The 22,627-nt window shown below is 69.4% G+C and carries 23 protein-coding genes; 17 read left to right on the top strand and 6 right to left on the bottom strand.

The genetic code is table 11. The features are described from left to right. Positions 1–107: 107 nt before the first annotated feature. Complete coding sequence (locus Pka01_RS27000; RefSeq protein ID WP_203885699.1) at positions 108–512, bottom strand: hypothetical protein; 405 nt, start codon at positions 510–512, stop codon at positions 108–110. 172 nt (positions 513–684) lie between these two features. Between Pka01_RS27000 and purN the strand changes: the two genes are divergently transcribed. The 3 genes from purN (at position 685) to Pka01_RS26985 (ending at position 3,822) form a co-directional block, all read left to right on the top strand. Then, entirely contained in the window at positions 685–1,302 is a 618-nt protein-coding gene (gene purN, locus Pka01_RS26995; protein ID WP_203885706.1) for a phosphoribosylglycinamide formyltransferase, read from the top strand. A gap of 67 nt (positions 1,303–1,369) precedes the next feature. After that, positions 1,370–2,914, top strand: coding sequence for a bifunctional phosphoribosylaminoimidazolecarboxamide formyltransferase/IMP cyclohydrolase (purH, locus tag Pka01_RS26990; RefSeq protein ID WP_203885698.1), 1,545 nt, complete (start codon positions 1,370–1,372; stop codon positions 2,912–2,914). A gap of 62 nt (positions 2,915–2,976) precedes the next feature. After that, complete coding sequence (locus Pka01_RS26985; RefSeq protein WP_203885697.1) at positions 2,977–3,822, top strand: bifunctional methylenetetrahydrofolate dehydrogenase/methenyltetrahydrofolate cyclohydrolase; 846 nt, start codon at positions 2,977–2,979, stop codon at positions 3,820–3,822. Between the two features lie 116 nt (positions 3,823–3,938). Here the strand turns inward: Pka01_RS26985 and Pka01_RS26980 are convergent, their stop codons facing one another. After that, complete coding sequence (locus Pka01_RS26980) at positions 3,939–4,187, bottom strand: hypothetical protein (RefSeq protein ID WP_203885696.1); 249 nt, start codon at positions 4,185–4,187, stop codon at positions 3,939–3,941. A gap of 205 nt (positions 4,188–4,392) precedes the next feature. On the opposite strand from Pka01_RS26980, the gene Pka01_RS26975 reads away from it, so the two are divergent. The 4 genes from Pka01_RS26975 to Pka01_RS26960 are packed head-to-tail and all read left to right on the top strand — an operon-like array spanning position 4,393 to position 7,513. Further along, the gene (locus Pka01_RS26975; protein ID WP_203885695.1) at positions 4,393–5,622 is read left to right on the top strand and encodes a hypothetical protein; all 1,230 of its coding nucleotides are present in this window, start codon (positions 4,393–4,395) and stop codon (positions 5,620–5,622) included. Between the two features lie 21 nt (positions 5,623–5,643). Further along, entirely contained in the window at positions 5,644–6,471 is an 828-nt protein-coding gene (locus Pka01_RS26970) for a hypothetical protein (RefSeq protein ID WP_203885694.1), read from the top strand. A 6-nt stretch (positions 6,472–6,477) separates the two neighbouring features. Beyond that, positions 6,478–7,050, top strand: coding sequence for a hypothetical protein (locus Pka01_RS26965; RefSeq protein WP_203885693.1), 573 nt, complete (start codon positions 6,478–6,480; stop codon positions 7,048–7,050). Further along, positions 7,043–7,513, top strand: a complete 471-nt coding sequence (locus tag Pka01_RS26960) for a hypothetical protein (RefSeq protein ID WP_203885692.1) — start codon at positions 7,043–7,045, stop codon at positions 7,511–7,513. The genes Pka01_RS26965 and Pka01_RS26960 overlap by 8 nt, the downstream gene beginning before the upstream one ends. A gap of 10 nt (positions 7,514–7,523) precedes the next feature. Here the strand turns inward: Pka01_RS26960 and Pka01_RS26955 are convergent, their stop codons facing one another. After that, on the bottom strand, positions 7,524–8,180 hold the full coding sequence (locus Pka01_RS26955) for an FHA domain-containing protein (RefSeq protein WP_203885691.1): 657 nt from the start codon (positions 8,178–8,180) through the stop codon (positions 7,524–7,526). A 181-nt stretch (positions 8,181–8,361) separates the two neighbouring features. Here Pka01_RS26955 and Pka01_RS26950 point away from each other — a divergent pair, with 181 nt between their 5' ends. The 4 genes from Pka01_RS26950 to Pka01_RS26935 all read left to right on the top strand — a co-directional run bounded on the left by Pka01_RS26950 (position 8,362) and on the right by Pka01_RS26935 (position 13,437). Further along, the gene (locus Pka01_RS26950; RefSeq protein WP_203885690.1) at positions 8,362–9,483 is read left to right on the top strand and encodes a citrate/2-methylcitrate synthase; all 1,122 of its coding nucleotides are present in this window, start codon (positions 8,362–8,364) and stop codon (positions 9,481–9,483) included. A gap of 10 nt (positions 9,484–9,493) precedes the next feature. Continuing rightward, entirely contained in the window at positions 9,494–9,781 is a 288-nt protein-coding gene (locus tag Pka01_RS26945; protein WP_203885689.1) for a DUF3017 domain-containing protein, read from the top strand. Positions 9,782–9,874: 93 nt separating this feature from the next. Beyond that, complete coding sequence (locus tag Pka01_RS26940; protein ID WP_203885688.1) at positions 9,875–11,092, top strand: NADP-dependent isocitrate dehydrogenase; 1,218 nt, start codon at positions 9,875–9,877, stop codon at positions 11,090–11,092. A 221-nt stretch (positions 11,093–11,313) separates the two neighbouring features. Further along, positions 11,314–13,437 carry a serine/threonine-protein kinase gene (locus Pka01_RS26935; RefSeq protein WP_203885687.1) on the top strand — a complete coding sequence of 708 codons (2,124 nt, stop codon included), beginning with the start codon at positions 11,314–11,316 and terminating at the stop codon, positions 13,435–13,437. Here the strand turns inward: Pka01_RS26935 and Pka01_RS26930 are convergent. Continuing rightward, entirely contained in the window at positions 13,434–13,997 is a 564-nt protein-coding gene (locus Pka01_RS26930) for a PadR family transcriptional regulator (protein ID WP_203885686.1), read from the bottom strand. The genes Pka01_RS26935 and Pka01_RS26930 overlap by 4 nt on opposite strands. Positions 13,998–14,052: 55 nt before the next feature. Here Pka01_RS26930 and Pka01_RS26925 point away from each other — a divergent pair, with 55 nt between their 5' ends. Next, the gene (locus Pka01_RS26925; protein ID WP_239115352.1) at positions 14,053–15,498 is read left to right on the top strand and encodes an MDR family MFS transporter; all 1,446 of its coding nucleotides are present in this window, start codon (positions 14,053–14,055) and stop codon (positions 15,496–15,498) included. A 96-nt stretch (positions 15,499–15,594) separates the two neighbouring features. After that, a complete protein-coding gene (locus tag Pka01_RS26920) occupies positions 15,595–16,425 on the top strand; it encodes a COG1361 family protein (protein WP_203885684.1) in 831 nt (276 codons plus the stop codon). 49 nt (positions 16,426–16,474) lie between these two features. On the opposite strand, the gene galE is transcribed toward Pka01_RS26920, so the two are convergent. Continuing rightward, the gene (gene galE, locus Pka01_RS26915) at positions 16,475–17,437 is read right to left on the bottom strand and encodes a UDP-glucose 4-epimerase GalE (protein WP_203885683.1); all 963 of its coding nucleotides are present in this window, start codon (positions 17,435–17,437) and stop codon (positions 16,475–16,477) included. 166 nt (positions 17,438–17,603) lie between these two features. Between galE and Pka01_RS26910 the strand changes: the two genes are divergently transcribed. The 3 genes from Pka01_RS26910 (at position 17,604) to Pka01_RS26900 (ending at position 21,003) form a co-directional block, all read left to right on the top strand. After that, a complete protein-coding gene (locus tag Pka01_RS26910) occupies positions 17,604–18,938 on the top strand; it encodes a hemolysin family protein (protein ID WP_203885682.1) in 1,335 nt (444 codons plus the stop codon). Positions 18,939–18,981: 43 nt separating this feature from the next. Next, a complete protein-coding gene (gene trpS / locus Pka01_RS26905) occupies positions 18,982–19,986 on the top strand; it encodes a tryptophan--tRNA ligase (RefSeq protein ID WP_203885681.1) in 1,005 nt (334 codons plus the stop codon). Between the two features lie 75 nt (positions 19,987–20,061). Next, complete coding sequence (locus Pka01_RS26900; protein ID WP_239115350.1) at positions 20,062–21,003, top strand: YihY/virulence factor BrkB family protein; 942 nt, start codon at positions 20,062–20,064, stop codon at positions 21,001–21,003. Here Pka01_RS26900 and Pka01_RS26895 read toward each other — a convergent pair. Then, the gene (locus Pka01_RS26895; protein WP_239115348.1) at positions 20,994–22,304 is read right to left on the bottom strand and encodes a D-alanyl-D-alanine carboxypeptidase family protein; all 1,311 of its coding nucleotides are present in this window, start codon (positions 22,302–22,304) and stop codon (positions 20,994–20,996) included. The two genes, Pka01_RS26900 and Pka01_RS26895, sit on opposite strands and share 10 nt — an antisense overlap. A gap of 98 nt (positions 22,305–22,402) precedes the next feature. Here Pka01_RS26895 and Pka01_RS26890 point away from each other — a divergent pair, with 98 nt between their 5' ends. Continuing rightward, positions 22,403–22,603, top strand: coding sequence for an SCO4848 family membrane protein (locus Pka01_RS26890; protein ID WP_239115346.1), 201 nt, complete (start codon positions 22,403–22,405; stop codon positions 22,601–22,603). The last annotated feature ends 24 nt before the right edge of the window (positions 22,604–22,627 follow it).

Here is a 22,627-nt window from a genome sequence, read left to right as displayed (position 1 = left end):
GGCCGCGCCAGAAACACGCGCCAGGAACACGCGCCAGAAACACGCGCCAGGAACACGCGCCAGAAACACGCGCCAGGAACACGCGCCTGAAACAACCGGGTGACCGGCTACGCGGGGAACGGGATGTCGGCCGGCCAGGGGATGCCGGTCTTCTGCTCGATCGCCCGCTTGAACTGCTCAGAGCAGTCCTGCCGGGCCTCGACGGTGCCCGCGCCCTTGCTGCATTCGCCGTACGCCGTGATCTCCGCGGAGAGGTACACCTGACCGACCAGCGCGAACGTCCCCAGCACGAGGGAGACGGAGGAGATCACGACCGCGGTGGTCGCCATCCCGGTCCGCTGCTTCTTCCGATGCAGGGCACGCAGGTCGCGGACGGCGATGATGAGCCCGAACACGGCCAGCGCCAGCCCGCCTGCGGGGATGTACAGCGAGAAGATCAACGCCATGAGGGCGAGACCGAGCGCCCTCCGGCCGCCCATCTCCGGCATGGACATCTGGATGGGTGTTGTCACAGTCTCCTCGCTCACCTTGCGCCGCACCCGACCGTCGTGGGTCGTGGTGACCGCGGCCCGATACCCTTTGTGCTGCATCGAGGGTCATCACCCTCCGCGCTCGCATGCTTCTAAAGAATCATCTCTTCGCAGTCACCAGCAAAACGAAGCCCGCACATGAAGGAGTTCCATCCTGTCCTTCCGGCTCGTGGTCCTCGTCTCCGGTTCGGGGACCAACCTACAAGCGCTACTCGACGCCTCGGCGGACGAGGCGTTCGGCGCACGCGTGGTCGCCGTCGGCGCCGATCGTGACGGCATCGAGGGGCTCTCGCGTGCCGAGCGGTCGGGTGTGCCGACGTTCGTCCAGAAGGTGGGCGACCACGCCACCCGCGACCAGTGGGACGAGGCGCTCGCCGCGCGGATCGCCGACTTCAAGCCCGACCTGGTCGTCTCGGCGGGGTTCATGAAGATCCTCGGCTCACGCGTGCTGGGTTCGTTTCCCGTGGTGAACACGCATCCGGCGCTGCTGCCCGCCTTCCAGGGCGCCCACGCCGTGCGCGAGGCGCTGGCGTACGGCGTCCGCCTCACGGGCTGCACCGTGCACCTGGTGGACGCGGGCGTGGACACCGGCCCGGTCATCGCGCAGGAGGCCGTGGCCGTACAGGACGGGGACGACGAGGATTCGCTGCACGAGCGGATCAAGACCGTCGAGCGACGGCTGCTGGTCGAGATCGTCGGCCGCATGGCGAGGGACGGCTGGACGGTCTCTGGCCGTACGGTCCGTCTGGGCCGGCCGACCCGCCGCTCTTGAGGACAGGTAAGGCCGTAGGGGAGCCGGCTGAGATCAGCCATTCCCGGCAACGAGGGAGGACCAAGAAGTGACCCGCACCCCCATCCGCCGCGCGCTGATCGCGGTATACGACAAGACGGGGCTGGAGGAGCTGGCCCGAGGACTCGAGGCCGCGGGCGTGGAGATCGTCTCGACCGGCGGCACGGCCGCCGCGATCGCGTCGTTCGGCGTGCCGGTGACCAAGGTGGAGTCCCTGACCGGCTTCCCCGAGTGCCTGGACGGGCGGGTCAAGACCCTGCACCCCCGGGTCCACGCGGGCCTGCTCGCCGACGGCGACAATCCCTCGCACGTCAAGCAGCTCGAAGAGCTCGAGATCGAGCCGTTCCAGCTCGCGGTGGTCAATCTCTACCCGTTCGCGGAGACGGTCGCGTCCGGGGCCTCCGCCGCGGAGTGCGTCGAGCAGATCGACATCGGCGGTCCGGCCATGATCCGGGCGGCGGCCAAGAACCACAACACGGTGGCCGTGGTCGTCGACCCCTCGGCGTACGGCGACGTGCTCGCGGCGGTCGGCGAGGGGGGGTTCACGACGGAGGACCGGCGCCGGCTGGCGGCGACCGCCTACGCGCACACCGCGCAGTACGACGTGGCCGTGGCCTCGTGGTTCGCCAGCGGCTACGCGGCAGACGACGAGCGCTGGCCGGCGTTCATGGGCGCGACCTGGAAGCGCAAGACGGCCCTGCGGTACGGGGAGAACCCGCACCAGGCGGCCGCGCTCTACTCCGTGCAGGCCGGCGGCCTCGCCAACGCCGAGCAGTTGCACGGCAAGGAGATGTCGTACAACAACTACGTGGACGCCGACGCCGCGTGGCGGGCGGCCTGGGACTTCGCCCACCCCTGTGTGGCGATCATCAAGCACGCCAACCCCTGTGGCGTCGCGGTGGGCGCGGACGTGGCCGAGGCACACCGTAAGGCCCACGCGTGCGACCCCGTCTCGGCGTACGGCGGTGTGATCGCCGTCAACCGTGAGGTCACCGGAGAGCTGGCCGAGCAGATCGCGCCGATCTTCACGGAGGTCGTGGTGGCCCCGTCGTTCGCTCCGGAGGCCGTGGCCGTCCTGATGGAGAAGAAGAACATCAGGCTCCTCGTGTGCCCGGCCGGACCGGTGAACGCGACCGAGTTCCGCCGGATCGACGGCGGCCTGCTCGTCCAGACGGTCGACCGGGTGGACGCCGAGGGGGACGACCCCGCCACGTGGGAGCTCAAGTCGGGCTCTGCGGCCTCGCCGGAGGTGCTCGCCGACCTGGCGTTCGCCTGGCGGGCCTGCCGTTCTGTGAAGTCCAACGCCATCCTGCTGGCGTCCGGCGGGGCGACCGTGGGCGTCGGGATGGGCCAGGTCAACCGGGTCGACTCGGCGAGGCTGGCCGTCAGCCGGGCGGGTGAGCGCGCCCGCGGGTCCGTCGGGGCGTCGGACGCGTTCTTCCCGTTCGCGGACGGCCTGGAAGTCCTGGCGGAGGCCGGGGTGAAGGCGATCGTCGAGCCGGGCGGGTCCGTCCGCGACGAGGAGGTCGTCGCCGCGGCCGAGGCGGCGGGCATCACGCTCTACTTCACGGGGACGCGTCACTTCTTCCATTAATGCACTGAGCGACACGGGCGTCGCGAAGGCACCCAAACGGACACATGGAAGGATGACGAGTCATGAGTGCGCAGATTCTGGACGGCAAGGCCACGGCGGCCAAGATCAAGGGCGACCTGGCCGTACGGGTGAAGTCGCTGGCGGCGAAGGGCGTGACGCCGGGTCTTGGCACGATCCTGGTCGGTGACGACCCGGGCAGCCAGATCTACGTCGCGGGCAAGCACCGCGACTGTGCCGAGGTCGGCATCGCCTCGATCCGCAAGGATCTGCCCGCCACGGCGACGCAGGCCGAGGTCGAGGCCGCGATCGACGAGTTGAACGCCGATCCGGCCTGTACCGGGTACATCGTCCAGCTTCCGCTGCCTCGCCACCTGGACACGCAGGCGTTGATCGAGCGGATGGACCCGCAGAAGGACGCCGACGGCCTGCACCCGATCAACCTGGGCAGGCTCGTCCACATGGTCGATGCCCCCCTCCCGTGCACCCCGCGCGGCATCGTCGTGCTGCTCAGGGAGTACGGCGTGCCGATCAAGGGCGCCGAGGTCGTGGTGGTCGGGCGTGGCATCACAGTGGGCCGTCCGCTCGGCCTGCTGCTCACCCGCCGGTCGGAGAACGCCACGGTGACGCTCTGCCACACCGGCACGCGGGATCTGGCCGAGCACGTGCGCAATGCCGACATCGTCGTGGCGGCCGCGGGGGTGCCCGGTCTGGTGACCGCTGAGATGGTGAAGCCCGGCGCCGCAGTCCTCGACGTCGGCGTCTCGCGTCTGGACGGCAAGCTCGCCGGCGACGTGGCGCTGGACGTCAGGGAGGTCGCGGGGTTCGTCGCCCCCAACCCGGGTGGCGTCGGCCCGATGACGCGGGCGATGTTGCTGGTCAACGTGGTGGAAGCCGCCGAGCGGCTCTGATCGGCGTCCGACGCGCCCGCCGCGGCCTTCCGCGGCGGGCGCACGACGGATCTCAGGGCGCGCGTGTGGAACATGCCGACGCTCCAGCCCCCGCTCTGGTCGTCCCTGTCCGCGTGTCAGGGTTTCAGCATGTCGCGGGCCTGGCTGTTCAGCCGGTCGGCCTCCTCGCGAAGCAACTCCGCCGCGTTCCCGCAGCGTGTCTTCCAGGTCCTGATCTCGCCGCGGACGCGGTCGGTCAACGGGCCGGACCACTCCATCCTGCCGGCTTCGGTATGCACCACATTCGCGAGTTTCTCCACGTCATCGGCTAATTTGTGGATTTTGAGGGCCCTGCTCTTGAGCTCCTCCACCTCGGGCGGCGGCACATTACCTCCTCGTCAAAACACGCATTCAGCCGATAAGTTACATGTACACTCGCCGCTCGTGGGTGGAGATGACAAGCGCGCTTTCAAACCCGACCAACTGGAGCGCCTCGCAGGCCTGATGGCCGATCTCACCACCTCCACAGATGAGATGTTCAAACGCGCGTCTTCCCTGCAGGCGTCCCAATTCCTCAATTCGCTTCGGGAAATGCCCAGGTGGGGAACCGACACCTCGAAGGACCTGACCAAACGCGCGGCACTCGGACGGTTGTCGACCGGCGACCCCTTCTCCGGGCTCGCCTGGGCGGGATTCGATCCGGTCGAGATCGCGGCGAGCGGCGACAAGCTGGACCCGACCACGCTCGTCTTCATCAACACCGTGGCGGACTGGGCGAACAAGACCGGGAACATCACGTTCGAGCGCCAGTCCGGTGAGTCGCTCGACGACTACCTGAAGCGGCTGGAAGCCGGGGTCATCACCAAGGTCATCCCTGACCTCAAGCCGCACGAGGAGACCCTCGCGCAGGTGCTCGAGATCGCCGGCGACGTCCGAGGGGTGACGACGACGGGCCCGATCGTCATCGCCCAGGGCGCGTCGCTGAGCCGGCTTCTGCTGAACAACTACGCCTGGCGACCGCTCTCCAACCTGGCCACAGGCGGCCGGTGGACACTGCAGACGAGGTCCGCCGCATCGCCGGGCACCGGCGTGGCCTCCCTCACCCGCCAGTTGTTCATGAAGAGCGGCCTCTACCGCGACTACGTGTCCATGCTTCCCGAATATATGGAGATGGACCAGGTCGGCCGGGCGGCGGACGCGGGAAGGGCCCTGCTCGGGGCCCGGGTGAACAGCTTCCTGAACATGACGTTCGGCAACACCGAGCTCGCCAAGGCCCTCGCCGTGACCACTCACTCGGGCGTGCCGGTGAAGGCCGCGGGCCAGGCAAGCCTGCTCAAGGTCTGGGCCGGCACGGCCGACTCCACGAGACTGGCGAACGCGGCCAGGGCTCTCAATGTGGATGCCGCCGCCCTGAGCCGGCTGGGTTCGATGGGCAGGCTGGGGCTGGTCGCCAAGAGCGCGGGCGCCCTGCGGACGCTCGGAGTCGTGGGCGGCGTCGCCTCCACCCTCTACAGCGGCGCCAACGTGATCTCGCAGGGCAATCCGGTCGACGCCTTCAAACGCAACGGCGCGGGTTACGTGGCCGACGTCGCCGAGCTGGGCTTCAACGCCTCCCTCACCGCCGCCATGGTCTGCCCCAATCCCGTCACCATCGGCGCTACCGTCGTCTTCGGAGCCGTGTACGTCGGCGCGAAGGTCGTCGAGCACTGGGACGACATCAAGGACGGCGCCAAGAAGGTGGGCGACGCGATCGGCGACGGCGCCAAGAAGGTCGGCGACGGCGCCAAGAAACTGTTCAAGAGTCTCAATCCGTTCGGCTAGCGCAGGTAGGAAGATCAACCAATGCCGTCCTTCGACAGCGCACGTGACCGTTTCCGGCTCAGCCCGGCCCATCTGGGCGTGCTGGGCTGCCTGTACGAGGGGAAGCGCGTCACCTCCGACCTGGCGGACGCCCATGACGAACTGAGAGCCGCCGGTCTCATCAGCGACGACGACGCTGTCCTTCCCGAGCTGGCCGACCTCACGGGCGCCCTCGCGGAGCCGATCGTGCTCGTCGTGATCGAGATCACCGGAGCACATGGGCTGACCAACCACGGCGCGGTCATCGGCAACGACGCCGTCTACACGTACGAGACGTGGCCGGGCGAGATCGAGTCCGAGTACGTCCGCACCGACCTCAGCATGCTGGTGTGGTCGCTCGCCCGGATCGTCGGACTGCGCGACAAGGAGGCCAAGCCGCCCGCCGCGCCGGTCGTCACCACGAAGATCGGCGTGATGGACGCCGGCTTCACCGCCCTGACCGAGCTGGAAAGCGACGACGTGGTGGAGGCGGCCGAACGGCTGCGCGCGCTGTTCTCCGAGACCGGGCTCGCCGATCCCGAGCTGACCGTCTTCACGCATCTGCTGCTCCAGCTCAACGGCAACTGGCGGATGACCGTCGCCTGGAACAACCGGGAGGGCAGGGGCACCGACATCCGCGGCATCGCCGTCCTCGACTGCGGGCCACTCGGCTACTGGGTGCGCGAGCTCCCGGCCGAGCCGATCGGGCCGGGGACGGTCACCCCCGACAGCGACCTCCGGCTGGTCTACACCGACGTCCGGCAGGTGTGGGAACTGATCACCGACCTCCTGCCCGACGCCGGGGACCTGCCCGTCCCCGTCGAAAGGTGAGATGACATGTCCGGCTTCACCTTCGAGCTCGTACGGCGGACGCCCACCCGGCCCGCCGAGATGCGGGTCGCCCACCTCGTCCTGACCGGTACGGCGGGGCCGTACGGGGAGGTGACGGTCACGGTGGGCAGGGTTCCCCGGCAGGCGGACCTCGCGGCGGCGGGCCTGCCGGAGGCCTCCGTCTCCCATCCCGACACGCAGAGACAGGGGCTGATCTCGGTCGACGACCGCACCCGGCTCAGCGTCGGCGGAGTTTCCGCGGTCCTCAGCCAGAACCGGCGTTCCCTCGGCAAGAAGGGCCGCGGAATCGGGATCAGGCTGGAGGACCGCGACTACACCTACGTCAGCTCCGCCGTCGCCGAGGAGGAGTTGCGCGACCGGGACCGCGGCCCGCTGGTGCGCGTGAGCAGCCCCTTCGCGTCGTCGAAGGTCACTGTCGCCGTCATGGCGGCCGCCGACGCGCGCGATCTCGCGCTGGCTCTCGTCCTGCAGGGCGCGGACCGGACCGGGCTGACGCTCACCCAGTCGGCCGTCTCCGGCGTCCTGTCGTTCCTCAACAACGGCAAGGCCGATGTCTGACACGGATGTGGTGTACCGGGAGCGGCCCGGCAGGCCGGGACTGTGGTTCGGCGTTCCCTGGGGCGCCTGGGCCGTCCTCATGATCTGGAGCTTCTGGGATCACTGGGCGCGGACCGGAGAGGTCGACGTCGGCGCGCTGCTGATCCTCGGCCCGCTGTTCTTCGCCGTCTTCTCCATTCCCGGACTGGTGTCGTACAGCAAGCGCCGCTATCACACGATCACCCTGACGTCTGGGACGCTACGCGTCGGCCGGGACACGTTACCCGTGGAGGGCATCACGCTCGACCCGCCGGACTCCGGCAGGCCGGCTCGCCTGCTGGGCGGGGCCCCGGGCGTGCCGATGGGCATGCGTGAGGTCGTCCTCGGCGGGTCCGGCGGGGAACGTCACCTCGTGGCGACGGGTCACCCCGAGGCGTTCCTCGCCGCTCTCGGACGCGTGATCCCGCAGTCTTCGCAGGGCTGACGCACTTACGCTAGGAGGCCCGGCGGCCCACGGGAGCACGCTGCTGCTGCTCGGGCTCGGCCGGTCCCGTCGCCCGCTGCGGCGGAACCACGGGGGTGGGCCGGACCAGGCCCAGGGCCACGACCTCGTTGGCCAGACGCGTCCGCCGGTTGGTGCCCTCGGGGATGCGGAACTTCTGGTAGAGCCGGAGCAGGTGCTGCTTGACCGCCGCCTCCGTCACCACGAGGTCGTCGGCGATCTCCCGGGCCGTCGCGGGGGCCACGAAGGCCTCGTCGGACAGAGCGGGACGGCACAGGGAGGTCAGCACGTCGACCTCGCGGCGGGTCAGCTCGGGCGCCGCGGCCCTGCGCAGCTCGACCTCGGGTGTGAAGTCCTCCCGCGGGATGCCGCCGACCCGTGCGCGGGCCGCGCCGAACGACACGACGTCGCCGTCGTCGAGCACCCTCCTGGCGATCGGCCTGCCGTTCACACGGGTGCCGTTGCGGGAAAGGCCCAGGTCGACGACGTACAGGTAGGGCCCTCGGCGGACGAATTCGGCGTGCAGCCGGGACACGCTCGGATCCGTCAACCGGATGTCCACGCCGCGGCCTCGGCCGATCGTGGTTACCTCGGGACGGAGCGGGACGACCTCACCGCTGTCCTCGATCCGAATGAACGGCCCCTCCACGGCAGTTCCTCCCCAGGTAGCCCGCCGTTACTTTCGCTACAGCTCCGGCTTACCCAGACGTGGCGATGGGGAATCGCCTTTGCCATAAGGAGAATGATTCGTGAAATTGGTCTGGACCTCTGAGGAGCGGTTTACCTGCTCACGGGTAGACTTCGGGCCAAGATAAGCGGAGGAAACAGTTATGGCGGACAAGCCCACCAAAGGCCTCGCCGATGTCGTCGCCGCGTCCACAGCGCTGAGCGACATCGACGGCAAGGCCGGTCGCCTTTTCTATCGTGGCTACGACATCCACGATCTGGCCGGCCGCACGACCTTCGAAGAGACCGCCCATCTGCTGCAGCACGGCTCGCTGCCCACCCGCGCGCAACTGGCGGACTACGGCGCCGAGCTGGTCAGGGGCCGGAGTCTGGGAGCGCTCGTCGAGAGCAACATCCCCGAGATCGCCGCCAAGCAGGGACCGATGGAGGCGCTGCGCACCCTGGTCTCGCTGAGCGGCGCCGAGGATCCGGAGAAGGACTCCAACACGCCGGAGGCCAACCGCCGCAAGGCGGCGCGGCTGACCGCGCAGCAACCGATCCTGGTGGCCAGGTATCACGCCGCACGTACGGGCGGGCCCGTGCTCGAGCCCGATCCGGAGCTGAGCGTCGCCGCCAACTTCCTGCGGCAGATCACCGGGCGCGAGGCGTCCGCGCGCGAGGTCGCGATCTTCGACGAGTGCCTCGTGCTGCACGCGGACCACACGATGAACGCCTCCACCTTCGCCGCCCGCGTGTGCGCGGCCACCCTGTCGGACATGCACTCGGCGATCGTCGCGGCCATCGGGACGCTCAAGGGCCCCCTCCACGGCGGTGCCAACGAGCAGGTCATGCGTACCCTGGAAGGGCTGGACCCCCACGGGGTGGCCCAGGCCGTGCGGGACAAGCTGGCCGCGGGCGAGAAGATCATGGGATTCGGGCACCGCGTGTACAAGACCGAGGACCCGCGGGCGACGCATCTGCGGAAGATGTCGCAGGAGCTCGGCGAGGCGTCCGGGGACGACACGTTCTACCGGATGTCCAAGGAGATGGAGGAGGTCGTCTTCGCGGAGAAGGGCCTGTATCCCAACGTGGACTTCTACGCCGCGACCGTCTACCACTACCTTGGCATTCCGACCGATCTGTTCACGCCGGTGTTCTCGGTGAGCAGGATGTCGGGATGGACCGCCCACGTGATCGAACAACACGCCGACAACCGTCTGATCCGGCCGGACAGCGAGTACATCGGCGAGCGCGATCAGAAGTGGGTCCCGATCGACGAGCGATGAGTGCGACGAATTGAAGACAAGGGACAACGGCACGACCTGGGGGTCGTACCTGCTGGTGGTGGTGGGCGTGGCCGCCGGCCTCGGTGTGATCGCCTTCGGCGGGACACCCTGGGTCGGCGGCGTGATCGCCGGAGGTGCTCTGCTGCTGGGTTCGGCCATGAGGCTGATCCTGTCCGAGGGCCGGGCGGGCGCACTGGCGATCAGGACCAAGAAGACGGACGTGGTCGTGTTCGCCGTCCTCGGGCTCGCTCTCGTGGGCGGATCGCTCAGCCTGCTGCTCAAGCTGCACAACACCTAGTCACGGGCGCAACACGCCCGTCCGATAGCCTCACGGCCAGTGAGCCTCAAAAGGACTGTATGGCCGAGTTAGTTCAGAAGGGGAATTCCACGCATGCCCAAGATCAAGGTAGCGGGTCCGGTCGTCGAGCTCGACGGCGACGAGATGACCCGGATCATCTGGCAGTTCATCAAGGACCAGCTGATCCTGCCCTACCTGGACGTTGACCTGAAGTACTACGACCTCGGCATCGAGCACCGGGACGCCACCGACGACCAGGTCACGATCGACGCCGCTCACGCGATCAAGAAGTACGGCGTCGGCGTGAAGTGCGCCACGATCACGCCGGACGAGGCGCGGGTCGAGGAATTCGGCTTGAAGAAGATGTGGAAGTCCCCGAACGGGACCATCCGCAACATCCTCGGCGGTGTGATCTTCCGTGAGCCGATCATCATGTCGAACGTGCCGCGGCTCGTTCCCGGCTGGACGAAGCCGATCGTCGTCGGCCGTCACGCCTTCGGCGACCAGTACCGCGCCACCGACCTGAAGATCCCCGGCGAGGGCACGCTCACGCTCACCTTCACGCCGAAGGACGGCAGCGAGCCGATCGAGCTCAACGTCTTCGACTTCCCCGGCGGCGGCGTCGCGCTGGCCATGTACAACCTGGACGAGTCCATCCGCGACTTCGCCCGCGCCTCCATGCGGTACGGCCTGGCCCGCAACTACCCGGTCTACCTGTCGACGAAGAACACGATCCTGAAGGCCTACGACGGCCGCTTCAAGGACCTGTTCGCCGAGGTCTTCGAGACCGAGTTCAAGGCCGACTTCGAGGCCGCCGGCATCACCTACGAGCACCGCCTGATCGACGACATGGTCGCCGCGTCCCTGAAGTGGGAGGGCGGCTACGTCTGGGCGGCGAAGAACTACGACGGCGACGTCCAGTCCGACACCGTCGCGCAGGGCTTCGGCTCGCTCGGGCTGATGACCAGCGTTCTCATGACGCCGGACGGCCAGACCGTCGAGGCCGAGGCCGCCCACGGCACGGTGACCCGGCACTACCGCCAGCACCAGCAGGGCAAGCCGACCTCCACGAACCCGATCGCCTCGATCTTCGCGTGGACTCGCGGCCTGCAGCACCGCGGCAAGCTGGACAACCAGCCCGAGGTGATCGAATTCGCCGAGAAGCTCGAGCAGGTCTGCATCGAGACCGTCGAAGGCGGCCAGATGACCAAGGACCTCGCGCTCCTGGTCGGCGGCGACGCCGAGTGGCTGACCACGCAGGACTTCCTCGCCGCTCTGGACGAGAACTTGAAGAAGAAGATGGCCCTCTAGGCCGTCGTTTTCCCTCAGGGCCGCCTTCGGGCGGCCCTTTCGGGTTTTCGGACACCAATTCATCAGGGCGCGGAACAATGATTACGGCTCGCCATAACGGTTTCCGCCGCATAAAACACCACGAATCCGAAAGTTACGGCGCGGTCTCGGAAGGCTGAGTACGAGCCCGGTGGGACGTAAAGTTTTCTCGTCATCGTTTTGCCGAATCGTGGGGATCCTGGATGCCGGAGGTCGAACCGCTCGGTCGGGGTGATCCGACACACCTGGGCCCGTTCGTGTTGTCCGGGCGCATCGGCGAGGGCGGCCAGGGTGTGGTCTATCTCGGGCAGAACGAGGCGGGGGACCGCGCCGCGGTCAAGCTGCTGCACATCAAGTTCAGCGGAGACACGATCGCGAGGTCGCGCTTCGCCCGGGAGCTGAAGGCCGCCCAGCGGGTCGCCGGCTTCTGCACCGCGCGTGTCATCGCCGCGGACCTGGACGGCGACGCGCCGTACATCGCGAGCGAGTACATCGACGGGAGATCCCTGCGGGAGACCGTCGAATCGCATGGCCCGCTGAACGGCGCGGCCCTGGAGCGTCTCGCGGTCGGCACGGCGACCGCCTTGATCGCGATCCATCGAGCCGGGATCGTGCACAGGGACTTCAAACCGGACAACGTCCTCATCGCCGAGGACGGGCCGCGGGTGGTCGACTTCGGAATCGCGCGCATCATCGACTCCACAGGAACGGTCACCAGCCGTGCGGTCGGGACGCCCGCCTACATGGCCCCCGAGCAGATCTCCGGCGAACCTGTCGGGCCGGCCGCCGACATCTTCGCGTGGGGCTCGACCATGGCGTTCGCCGCTACGGGCACGGCGGTGTTCGGCGGATCGTCGATCGCGGCCGTGCTGAACCGCATCCTCAACCACGACATCGACGAAAGCCTGCTGCCTGAGCCGATCCGCGGTGTCGTGAGCTCCTGTCTCACCAAGTCGGCCGCGGACCGGCCCACCGCGGAGCAACTGCTGCTCCGCCTGCTCGGCCACGCCGAGTCGCAGGGGCCGGCCGCGGACGAGCCGGGCGCGTCGGGGAACGCCGGCCTGACGGCCGTCGCCGCCGGCACGGGCGTCGGCGTGAGCTCGGGCGCCGCGTCCGCTCAGGACAGGGCCCCGGCACCGGTGGAAGGCGTCGTCCAGGAGCCCGGGCACGGCCTCGCCGTCGACCGGGCCGCCGAATCCACCGCCGCCCCCGTCGCGGAATCCGCCCGCGAGCTCACCGCCGCGCCCGCAGCCGAGGAGGGGCCGGCCGAGACCACGAGCCCGGACTGGATCGCCATCTTCAGGGGCAGCCCGGACATCGCCGATCGGCCGGCCCCCCGTATCCCGGCCTCCACCGAGTTCCGCGCGGGCTCGCCGCCGGGGGGCCGCGGCGGCGGGTCCCGGCCGCGCCGGACCGGAGGCCGGGCACGATGGATCGCCGTCACCACGGCGGTGGTGGCCCTGGCCGCGACCGGCGCGATCGTGCTGTCCAACAAGCTCGCGTCCGACAAGGGCGGCGGCGCCGATCCCAGCGGGTCCGCCACGAGCGGTGCGACGAGCCCGGCCGCGATCGTCCCGGTGATCGACAAGGCGCGGAGCACGCACCGGCTGACCGTCGCGGTGAAGGGCGACCTGCCCGGGGTCGGCCTCGAGACCGGCGGGGCCTACACCGGCTTCGAGGTTGACGTCGCCACGTACATCGCGGGCAAGCTCGGGGTGCCGGCGAGCGGGATCACCTTCCGCCGGGTCGCCAGAAGCGAGAGGGGCGGGGTGCTGAAGAACGGCGAGGCCGACATGGTCCTGGCCACATACGCCTACGACGAGAGCCGCGGCGACGGCGTCACCTTCGCCGGGCCGTACTACACCGCCCATTCCGACGTGCTCGTGCGTGAGGACTCAGGGATCCGCGGGCTGAAGGACCTCGAGGGACAGGTCCTGTGCGCGCCGCAGGGGACGGACGCCTACCGGATCGTCCAGCAGGCGGTCGAGGAAGGCGACGTCGAGGGGTTGCCGGCGGCGAATTACGCGGTCTGCATGGACCTGCTCGCGCAGGGCCGGGTGGACGGCGTCCCCGGTGACGACCTGATCCTCGCCGGGTTCGCCGACCGGGCACAGGGCATGAATCTCGCCGTCCTCGGGCTCGGGCTGACCGACCAGCGTTACTCCGTCGGGCTGCCGGCCGGCGACGCCCGCACCTGCGAGGCCGTCCGGGACGCCATCGTGGAGATGTACGCGGACGGGACCTTCAGGACCCTCGCCAAGAAGCACTTCGCGCACGTCAGGTTCGACATGGAGCAGAAGGCGCCGCCGATGTTGCTCTGCCGCTAGGTCGGGTCCGGCGCTCCCTGACCCGCGCCCGCTCGCCGTTCGATGTCGGCGATCGAGTCGTCGGCCCACTCCACGAAGCAGCGCGCCTGACGGAGGCCGAGGTCGAGGGCGTACGCGCCGAACATGCCCCACCGGTGCGCGGGGTCCATCACAGCGTCCTTCCTGACGCGCAGCGCCTCGAGTTCGGACAGGTGCGCCTCGCCCCGATCCTTCAGCCGTCGCATCACCGTCAGCGCCTCGCCTGGCTCGAGCAGCGGCACGAGGAAGGACTGCAGGGCCGTCTCGCTGCGCACCGTCGTGGAGGGATCGTGCGCGAGGAGCCACCGCCGCAGCTCGGCGTCGCCGTCAGGAGTGACCCGGTAGATCTTCCGGCCCCGGGCTCCCTCGGCCTCCACGGCCACGAGCCCGTCGGCCGACATCTTCGCCAGCTCCGGATAGATCTGGCTGTGCCCGGCCTGCCACACGTGGGCGACCGACGTCTCGAACTTCTTGGCCAGGTCGTAGCCGCTCGAGGGCCCGGAGGCCGTGAGCAGCCCGAGCAGCGCGATCCGCAGGGACATGTCCTCACCTTATCTGAGAATTGACATGTCAATCCTTACATGTCATCTTCGACACATGCCACGCAAGAACGGAATCCTCCTCCTCGCCGTGCTCGGCGGGATGTTCCTCGCGATGCTCGACCAGACGATCGTGGGCACCGCGCTGCCCCGGATCACCGCCGAACTCGACGGCACGGACCTCTACACCTGGGTCGTGACCGCCTACCTGCTGACCTCCACCATCACCGTCCCCCTGTACGGCCGGCTGTCCGACGTCCACGGCCGCAAGCCGCTGCTGCTCATCGGTGTGGTGGTCTTCCTCGTGGGCTCGATCCTCTGCGGGGCCGCGCAGAGCATGGGCCAGCTCATCGCCTTCCGCGGGCTCCAGGGGCTCGGCGCCGGCGCGCTGCTCCCGCTGTCGCTGGCGCTGGTGGTCGACCTGTTCCCGCCGGAGCGCAGCGGGCGCGTCCAGGGCGCGCTCGGCGGCGTGATGGCGCTCAGCTACGTGGCGGGCCCCTTCCTCGGCGGCCTGTTCACCGATCACGCGAGCTGGAGGTGGGCGTTCTACGTCAACGTGCCGATCGGCGTCGCCCTGCTCGTGATCATCTGGCTGAGGTTGCCCCACCGGCCGGGGACCGGGCGCGGCGCGCGCCCCGACTACCTCGGCATCGCGATCTTCGCGGCCGCGATCAGCGCGTTGTTGCTCGGCCTCACAGAGAAGGGCCTCGACGACCACACGTGGGCGAGCGCACCGGTCCTGGGACCGATCGCGGCGGCCTTCGTGCTGCTCGCGGTCTTCGTCGGCGTCGAACGGCGCGCGGAGCAGCCCATCGTCCCGCTGGAGCTGTTCGCCAACCGGACCTACACGCTCGTCAACGTGGCCTCGTTCTCCACGGCGTTCAGCCTGTTCGCGGGGGTCGTGTTCCTGCCCCGCTACTTCCAGGAGGCGCACGGGCTCAGCGCCACCTCATCGGGCCTGCACATCTACCCGTTGATGCTCGCCATGGTCGTCGGGAGCGGGCTGACGGGTGCGCTCATCTCGAGGACCGGCCGTTACAAGCCCTGGCTCCTCGTCGCGCCGGTCTTCCTCATCGCCGGCACGCTGCTGTGCGCGAACCTGGCCGTCGACACGGCGACGCCGGCGCTCGTCGTGTGGATGGCCCTCATCGGCCTCGGGATGGGCCCGATGTTGTCCGGGCTCACGGTGGCGATCCAGGGGTCCGTCCCGCCCCGCCACACAGGGACGGCCAGCGCCAACCTGACCTTCTTCCGGCAGATCGGGGGCTCGGTCGCGCTGGCCCTCGCGGGCACGGCCTACAGCTCCGTGGTGGTCAGGGAGGCCCCGCTGCACGGCCTTCCGTCCGCGCACGCCGCGGCGACCGCGACCGTGATCCCGTGGCTCGGCGTCGCGGGGGCCGTCATCGCCCTGCTGGCGCTCGCGCTGATGCCGGAGGGCGGCCTGCGGCGCTCGTCGACCGCTCCCGACCTCGCAGCCGCACAGGTCCGTCCGGAACCGGTGTGACATCCCGGGAGAACGAAGGTCTCCCCAGCGTGTCGAACGGATGGGAGCGCGCCCGCACACGATTGAATTGATCTCGAGTGTTTCGGGGGAAACGGTATGGGTCGCAGGGTCGTCACGGGTTTGATGTGCGTTCTGGTCGCAGGAGCGCCGCAACCGGCGCTCGCTGGGGAGCAATGGGGAACCGCCGACCTCTCGGTCGGGATCGCCGCCTCGCCGAAGGTCGCACAGCCGGGCCAGCCGCTGACCTATCGCATCAAGGTGCACAATGACGGCCCCGGAGACGCGGTGCTGCCGGTTCTGCGGGTCCACACGCCCCGCGACTTTCAGATCATCAACGTCGACGTCGCCGAATGCACGCCGGGCCGGGGGATGAACGAGGTGATCTGCAGGGCGTCGCAGGACGTCCTGGCGGGCGGCTCGGGAAGCATGACGATCACCGGGCTCATCAAGCCGGGCGCGGAAGGACCGCTCCGCGCGGAGGCGACGTTGTCGTCGGAGATCGTGGACTCCGACAGGTCGGACAACACCGCGGAGACGGTGACCAAGGTCGACGGGGGCGCCGACCTCGCCGTGCGGTTCGGCCGGTCCACCAGGTTCACCAGGCCCGGCCACTGGTTCGCGGTGCGCGCCGAGGTGCGCAACCGCGGGCCCCGGGTCGTCCGCGACGCCTACGTCTTCCTGCAGCCGCGGGAGGCCAGGCTCGAGTCGGCGACCGGGGGCAGGTGCCGCCGCGGTCCCGCCTTCGTCGGGTGCTCCCTCCCGCCGATCAGGTCGGGGTCGACCGGCCTGCTGCAACTGGTGTTCCGGGTGCCGTCCCGGGCGTCGCACGCGGTGGCCACGATGGCCACCGTGTACTCCCGCCGTCTCGGCGACCGCCGGCCGGCCAACAACAAGGCGCGGATGCGGGTCGCGCTCCGCCGCGGCTAGACCCGTGCCGTCCGTGCCGAGACGGCCGGTTCCGGCACGGTCCGCGAGGTCAGCGTGTGAGCGCCGCCCAGGCGTCGGCGACGATGCCCTCCAGTGAGGTGTGGTCGGGCTTCCAGCCGAGCTCCCGCTGAATCTTGTCCGACGACGCCACCAGGAAGGCGGGGTCGCCGGGCCGCCTCGGCGCCGTCACCACGGGGATCTCGTGCCGGGTGACCTCCTTGCACACGTCGATGACGTCCCGCACGGAGAAGCCCGTGCCGTTGCCGAGGTTGAAGATCCGGTGGGTGCCGGCCGTACAGGCGTCGAGGGCGAGCAGGTGGGCGCGGGCGAGGTCGGAGACGTGCACGTAGTCGCGGATGCAGGTGCCGTCGGGGGTCGGGTAGTCGTCGCCGAACACGCTCACCGACTCCCGTTCGCCCAGGGCGACCTTGAGGACGTTGGGGATCAGGTGGGTCTCGACCGTGTGGCGCTCGCGGTACCGGCCGTAGGCGCCGGCCACGTTGAAGTAGCGCAGGCTCACCGCGGCCAGTCCGTACAGACCGGCGAACGCGGTCAGCGCGGTGTCGACGGCCAGCTTCGACGCGCCGTAGGGGTTGGTCGGCCGGGTGGGGTCGGTCTCCACGATCGGCCGGGCGGCGGTGCCGTCGGCGGACGGGTCCCCGTACGTCGCGGCGGTGGAGGAGAACACGATCCGGCCGACTCCCGCCTGGCGCATGGCGTCGAGCAGGGTCAGGGTGCCGCCCAGGTTGTGCGACCAGTACAGCCCCGGCTTCTCGACCGACTCGCCCACGAGCGACTTGGCCGCGAAGTGGAACACCGCGTCGAAGCCCTCGGTCAGCAGGCCGTGCGCCTCGGTGATCGAGCCCTCCACGAACCGGGCCTCGGCCGGTACGGCGTCCCTGTGCCCGGTCGACAGGTCGTCCAGCACCGTGACGTCGTGCCCCTCCTCGGCAAGCTGGGACGCCACGACGCTGCCGATGTACCCTGCTCCACCAGTAACCAGCAGCTTCACTGTGTACTCCTGTTGGGTTTTGTTTGATTATGTACGGCTGGCCCTAGCTTACGCGCTTCGCGGGGGAGAGGGTCGGGGCCCCAGGCAGTACCGTGATCTAAGACGCCGGCACGAGATCGCGAATGGCCAGCAGGCGCGATCCCAAGCATGTGAACGGACTGATGACGTGGACAACGTCGCGTTGACCATCACACTGGTCCTGATATTCATTCTGATCGGCGGCTTCTTCGCCGCCGCGGAGATGGCCCTGGTCTCACTGCGGGAGAGCCAGATCCGGCGGTTGAGCGGGGCCGGCCGCCGGGGTGCGCGGGTCCAGAAGCTCTCCCGCGACCCGAACAGGTTCCTGTCCGCCATCCAGGTCGGCGTGACCGTCGCCACGGTGTTGTCCGCCGCGCTCGGCGCCGACGCGCTGGCCGACAGGCTGCGGCCGGTGCTGACCGGCTGGGGCCTCAGGGAGGCCGTGGCCGCCCCGGTGGCGTTCGTGATCGTGACCCTCGCCATCTCCTATGTGTCGCTCGTGCTGGGCGAACTCGCGCCCAAGCGCCTCGGGCGCCAGCGCGCCGAGTCGTTCTCCCTCCTGGTCGCGCCGCTGCTCGATCGCATCGCGACGTTGTCGAGGCCGGTGATCTGGGTGTTGTCCAAGTCGACCAACGGGATCGTCCGGCTGCTCGGCGGCAACCCGCTGGCCGACCGCGCCGCGATGACCACGGAAGAGCTCAGGGACATCGTGGTGGGCCACAAGGAGCTCACCCAGGACGAGCGCGACGTGATCGCCGAGGTCTTCGCCGCGGGCAAGCGGCAGCTCAGGGAGGTGCTGCTACCCCGCACCGAGGTCGAGTTCATGGCCGCGGACACCCCGCTCGCCGAGGCCGCGATCCTCGCCGCCGGCCTCCCGCACTCCCGCTTCCCCGTCTACCGGGACTCCTACGACGACATCATCGGCTTCGTCCACGTCCGGGACCTTCTGGATCCGGTGCTGACCGGCAGGATCGAGCCGATCAGCGAGCTGATCCCGATCCGGCCGGTCAAACTCGTCCCCGCGAGCAAACGGGTGCTGGTGACCCTGGCCGAGATGCGCGACGAGGGTCACCACCTGGCGATCGTCGTCGACGAGTACGGCGGGACCGACGGCATCGTCACCCTGGAGGACCTGGTCGAGGAACTCATCGGCGACATCAGGGACGAGTACGACGACGACGGCCGGGCCGTCCGGGTGATCGCCGGCGAGATGGAGGTCGAGGGGCTGGTCAACCTCGACGAGTTCGCCGACCAGACCGGGGTCAGGCTCCCCGACGGGCCCTACGAGACGCTCGGCGGGTACATGATGGCCGCCCTCGGGCATCTGCCGCAGAACGGCGACTCAGCGGACGCGCCCGGCGTCAGGCTCACCGTGACCGAGATGGACGGCAGGCGGGTGTCCCGGGTCCGCGTCGCCCCGACGGCGACGGCTCCGCCCGTCGAGGGGCACACCGAGGGCGACGCGCCGCAGGCCGGGGAGTGACCCTGTCGCGGCTACCCGTCGAACCCTGCCAGAATGGGATGTCATGGCCCGACCTCGCGTTCTGTCCGGCATCCAGCCCACCGCCGACTCCTTTCACCTGGGCAACTTCCTCGGCGCGGTGCGGCAGTACGTCGCGCTCCAGGAGACGCATGAGGCGTTCTACTTCATCGCCGATCTCCACGCGCTGACCGTCACTCCCAAGCCGGACGAGCTGCGCCGGCGGACGAGGGTCGCCGCCGCCCAGCTGTTCGGGGCGGGGCTCGACCCGGAGCGGGCCGCCGTCTTCGCGCAGAGCCACGTCCGCGAGCACTCCGAGCTCGCGTGGTACCTCATCTGCCAGACCGGGATGGGCGAGGCCGGCCGGATGACCCAGTTCAAGGACAAGTCCGCCAGGTACGGAGAGAACGCCGCCAGCGTCGGCCTGTTCACCTACCCGATCCTCCAGGCCGCCGACATCCTGATCTACCAGGCCGACCAGGTGCCGGTGGGCGTCGACCAGAAACAGCACCTCGAGCTCAGCCGCGACCTCGCGCAGCGGTTCAACAGCCGGTACGGCCCGACCTTCAAGGTGCCGAACCCGTACATCCTGAAGGAGGTCGAGAAGATCGGCGACCTCCAGGAACCGACGGCCAAGATGTCGAAGTCGTCGTCGAGCCCGCAGGGCATCCTCGACGTCCTCGAGGACCCGGCGGCGCTGCGCAAGAAGGTCATGCGGGCCGTGACCGACACCGGCAGCGAGATCGTCGCCGACGAGGAGAACAAGCCGGGCGTCACCAACCTGCTCAGGATCCACTCGGCGATCTCGGGCGTCTCCATCCCCGACCTGGAGGCGCGGTTCACCGGCCAGGGCTACGGCACCCTCAAGAAGGAGATCGCCGAGCTCGTCGTGGAGGCCTTCGGGCCGATCCGCGAGCGTACGGAGAAACTGCTCGCCGACGAGCCCGCGCTCGACCGGCTGCTCGCCGCGGGCGCCGCCAAGGCTCGTGCGGTCGCCCAGGAGACCATGGAGAAGGTCCGCGACCGGCTGGGGCTGCTCCCCACGCCCTGACGGCTCATGAGCGGCGGGCACCCACACAGAGCCGCGCCCTTGCGTCGTGACCGCCTCGTGGGGTAGGCACCGGCCGTGGGAACAGGAATCGTCCAGCGGGTCACGCGGCGCGCCGACGCGCTGAGGGCGCGGGGCCGCGACGTCATCGAGACCCAGCGCATCCGTCACCGCTGGATCGACCATCTGATCCGGACGGTCCAGCGGTACCAGGTGCAGTCGGGCGACCGGCTGGCCGGGGCGTTCACCTACTTCGCGTTCCTGTCGTTCTTCCCGCTGATCGCGCTCGCCTTCGCGGTGATCCAGTTCTTCACGCCCGACGTGGTGGAGACGCTCATCAAGGCGATCAACGAGCAGCTCCCCGGGCTGGCGTCGAGGCTGCAGATCGACAAGCTGAAGGACGTCCAGACGAGCGCGGGCGTCTTCGGCCTGGTCGGCCTCTTCTACGCGGGCCTGGGCGCCATGGAGGCGCTGCGCTCCGCCCTGCGGGAAATCTGGATGGTGGCCGAGCCGCCGCTCAACTACTTCCTGGGCAAGCTCAGGGACCTGGTCGCGCTCGTGCTCGTCGGCGTCACCATGCTCGTCTCCGTGGCCGTGGGCGGATTCGCGACCAGCGCGACCAGCACGGTCACCGGCTGGCTCGGGCTGGGCGGCACGATCCTCTCGGGGCCGTCCGTGTGGATCACCGGACTTCTCGTGAGTCTCGCGGCCGACATCCTGCTGTTCCTCATCATGCTCGGCTGGCTGGCGAAGCCCGCGCAGCCCTTCTTGGTGATCCTCAAGGGCTCACTGCTGGGGGCCGTGATGTTCGGGCTGCTCAAGCAGCTCGCGGCGCTGATCCTCGCGGGCACGCTGCGCAATCCGGTCTACGGCGCCTTCGCCGTGATCGTGGGCCTGCTGCTGTGGATCAACCTGGCGGCCAGGGTGATCCTCTACTCCGCGGCCTGGACGGCGACGGCCACCTTGGGCCCGCCTCCCGAGCCGACGCCCGTGCCGTCCGCCCTCGGAGGTCAGGGCTGATCGGCGGCCCGCCTGCGGCGGCGCAGGCCGTACCCGAGGGCGAGCGCTCCGGCGAGCCCCACGCCGAGGACCGCGGCGGTCACCAGCGGGGCGTGGTCGGTCCACCCGCCGCCGGAGACCGGCGCCTGCGCCGCGGGCGAGTGCCGTACGGCCAGGGACGAGGGCTTGGGCGTTGGCGGGGCAGCGGGCTTGACCAGCTCGCCCACCGGGGTGACCTTGCCGTCGGCGGCGAAGCCCCAGTCGAGCAGCTTCGCGACCTCCTCCCAGAACCCGCCGGGGTGATGCATGATCACGACGATGATCGTGTGGCCGTTGCGGGTGGCCGCCCCCACGAAGCTGCCGAGCGCCTTCGTGGTGTAGCCGTTCTTGATGCCGATCATGCCCTTGTACTTGCCGAGCAGCTTGTTGTGGTTGGCGATCTCGTAGTAGGCGGGCGGGGTAGTCGTCGGGGTGGGTGACTCACGGTCGTCGTCGCCCTGCCTGTCGCGATCCTTCTTCTTGCCGTGGTCCTTCGGCGCGGGGAACTTGGCGGTCTTGGTGCTGACGTATTTGCGGAAGTCGGGCATGGCCAGCCCGGCCCTGGCGATCAGGGCGAGGTCGTAGGCCGAGCTGCGCTGCCCCGGCTTGTCGAGGCCGTTCGGCGTCTTGGCGACCGTGTCGTACGCCTGGAGCTTCTTGGCCTCCTTGTTCATGTCGGCCAGCGTCTTGGCCAGGCTGCCGTTGGCCTCGGCGAGGGCGTCGGCCGCGTCGTTGCCGGAGACGATCAGCATGGCGCGCATCAGGTCGTCGATCTGGTAGATCGGCTCGGGGACGATGCCGACGGCGCTGCCCTCCTCGTTGCAGGCCCACTGGCTCGGCTTCACCCAGCGGTCCTTGTCGAGCTTGGGGATGAGCGTCACCGCGGTGAGGGTCTTCAGCGTGCTCGCCGGCCGGTAGTGCCCGTGCGGGTCCTTCGCCGCGAGCACCTGGCCGGTGTCGGCGTCCGCGATGAGGAATGCCGACGCCTCGGTCTTGGGCGGCGGGGCGATCCCCGCGGGGACGATCAGGCCGCGGCGGCCCAGCAGTTGCCCGCCGATCGGGTTCGCCGCCGTCTGAGTGCCGTTCAGCCTCCCGGTGTCGGGACTGGCGGACGCGGAGCTCTCGGCGTCGAGGGTCGCCGTGTCGGGGGCGCCGGTCTCGAGGCCGGACCCGTCGGCCAGACTTCCGCGGACGATCGTCGCGCCGGCGGCGGGTGCGGCCGTCAGCCCGATCAGCGTCGTCGTCATGAGCGCGGCCACGAGGGCCCGGTGGTTCGTCCCCATAGGGGGATCAGCCTAGCTTCGCGTCTTTTCGCATGTGAGGACATGTCCCCCAAAGATCGAAGACACAGTCCCCGGAGGCCTCCGCCGATACTGTGAGGATGACGAGACGTGTATCGGGCTTTCTGTTGGCCCTCGCCGCTTTCATGATCTTTGAATGGATCAACCTGGGATTCAACCTGGCGGACGGGCATCCGACCGCCTTCTATGTCGTCCACGGCGTGCTGATCGCGGTCAACATCATCCTCGCCCTCGTGCTCGGGACCATCGGCGTGCGGGCGTGGAAGAGGGGTAGGCCATAGACGAGATCCCGAGTCACGGAGGCA

The organism is Planotetraspora kaengkrachanensis (genome assembly GCF_016862895.1).
GTDB classification, from domain to species: Bacteria; Actinomycetota; Actinomycetes; order Streptosporangiales; family Streptosporangiaceae; genus Planotetraspora; species Planotetraspora kaengkrachanensis.
This window is presented reverse-complemented; position numbering and strand designations above follow the sequence as displayed.

Excerpts from the sequence above, each read along its gene's own strand:
- Pka01_RS26985 (WP_203885697.1), top strand. The coding sequence starts at position 2,977 with ATGAGTGCGCAGATTCTGGACGGCAAGGCCACGGCGGCCAAGATCAAG.
- Pka01_RS26975 (WP_203885695.1), top strand. The coding sequence starts at position 4,393 with ATGCCCAGGTGGGGAACCGACACCTCGAAGGACCTGACCAAACGCGCG.
- Pka01_RS26970 (WP_203885694.1), top strand. The coding sequence starts at position 5,644 with ATGCCGTCCTTCGACAGCGCACGTGACCGTTTCCGGCTCAGCCCGGCC.
- Pka01_RS26965 (WP_203885693.1), top strand. The coding sequence starts at position 6,478 with ATGTCCGGCTTCACCTTCGAGCTCGTACGGCGGACGCCCACCCGGCCC.
- Pka01_RS26960 (WP_203885692.1), top strand. The coding sequence starts at position 7,043 with ATGTCTGACACGGATGTGGTGTACCGGGAGCGGCCCGGCAGGCCGGGA.
- Pka01_RS26950 (WP_203885690.1), top strand. The coding sequence starts at position 8,362 with ATGGCGGACAAGCCCACCAAAGGCCTCGCCGATGTCGTCGCCGCGTCC.
- Pka01_RS26940 (WP_203885688.1), top strand. The coding sequence starts at position 9,875 with ATGCCCAAGATCAAGGTAGCGGGTCCGGTCGTCGAGCTCGACGGCGAC.
- Pka01_RS26935 (WP_203885687.1), top strand. The coding sequence starts at position 11,314 with ATGCCGGAGGTCGAACCGCTCGGTCGGGGTGATCCGACACACCTGGGC.
- Pka01_RS26930 (WP_203885686.1), bottom strand. The coding sequence starts at position 13,997 with ATGTCCCTGCGGATCGCGCTGCTCGGGCTGCTCACGGCCTCCGGGCCC.
- Pka01_RS26925 (WP_239115352.1), top strand. The coding sequence starts at position 14,053 with ATGCCACGCAAGAACGGAATCCTCCTCCTCGCCGTGCTCGGCGGGATG.
- Pka01_RS26920 (WP_203885684.1), top strand. The coding sequence starts at position 15,595 with ATGGGTCGCAGGGTCGTCACGGGTTTGATGTGCGTTCTGGTCGCAGGA.
- trpS (WP_203885681.1), top strand. The coding sequence starts at position 18,982 with ATGGCCCGACCTCGCGTTCTGTCCGGCATCCAGCCCACCGCCGACTCC.
- Pka01_RS26895 (WP_239115348.1), bottom strand. The coding sequence starts at position 22,304 with ATGGGGACGAACCACCGGGCCCTCGTGGCCGCGCTCATGACGACGACG.
- Pka01_RS26890 (WP_239115346.1), top strand. The coding sequence starts at position 22,403 with ATGACGAGACGTGTATCGGGCTTTCTGTTGGCCCTCGCCGCTTTCATG.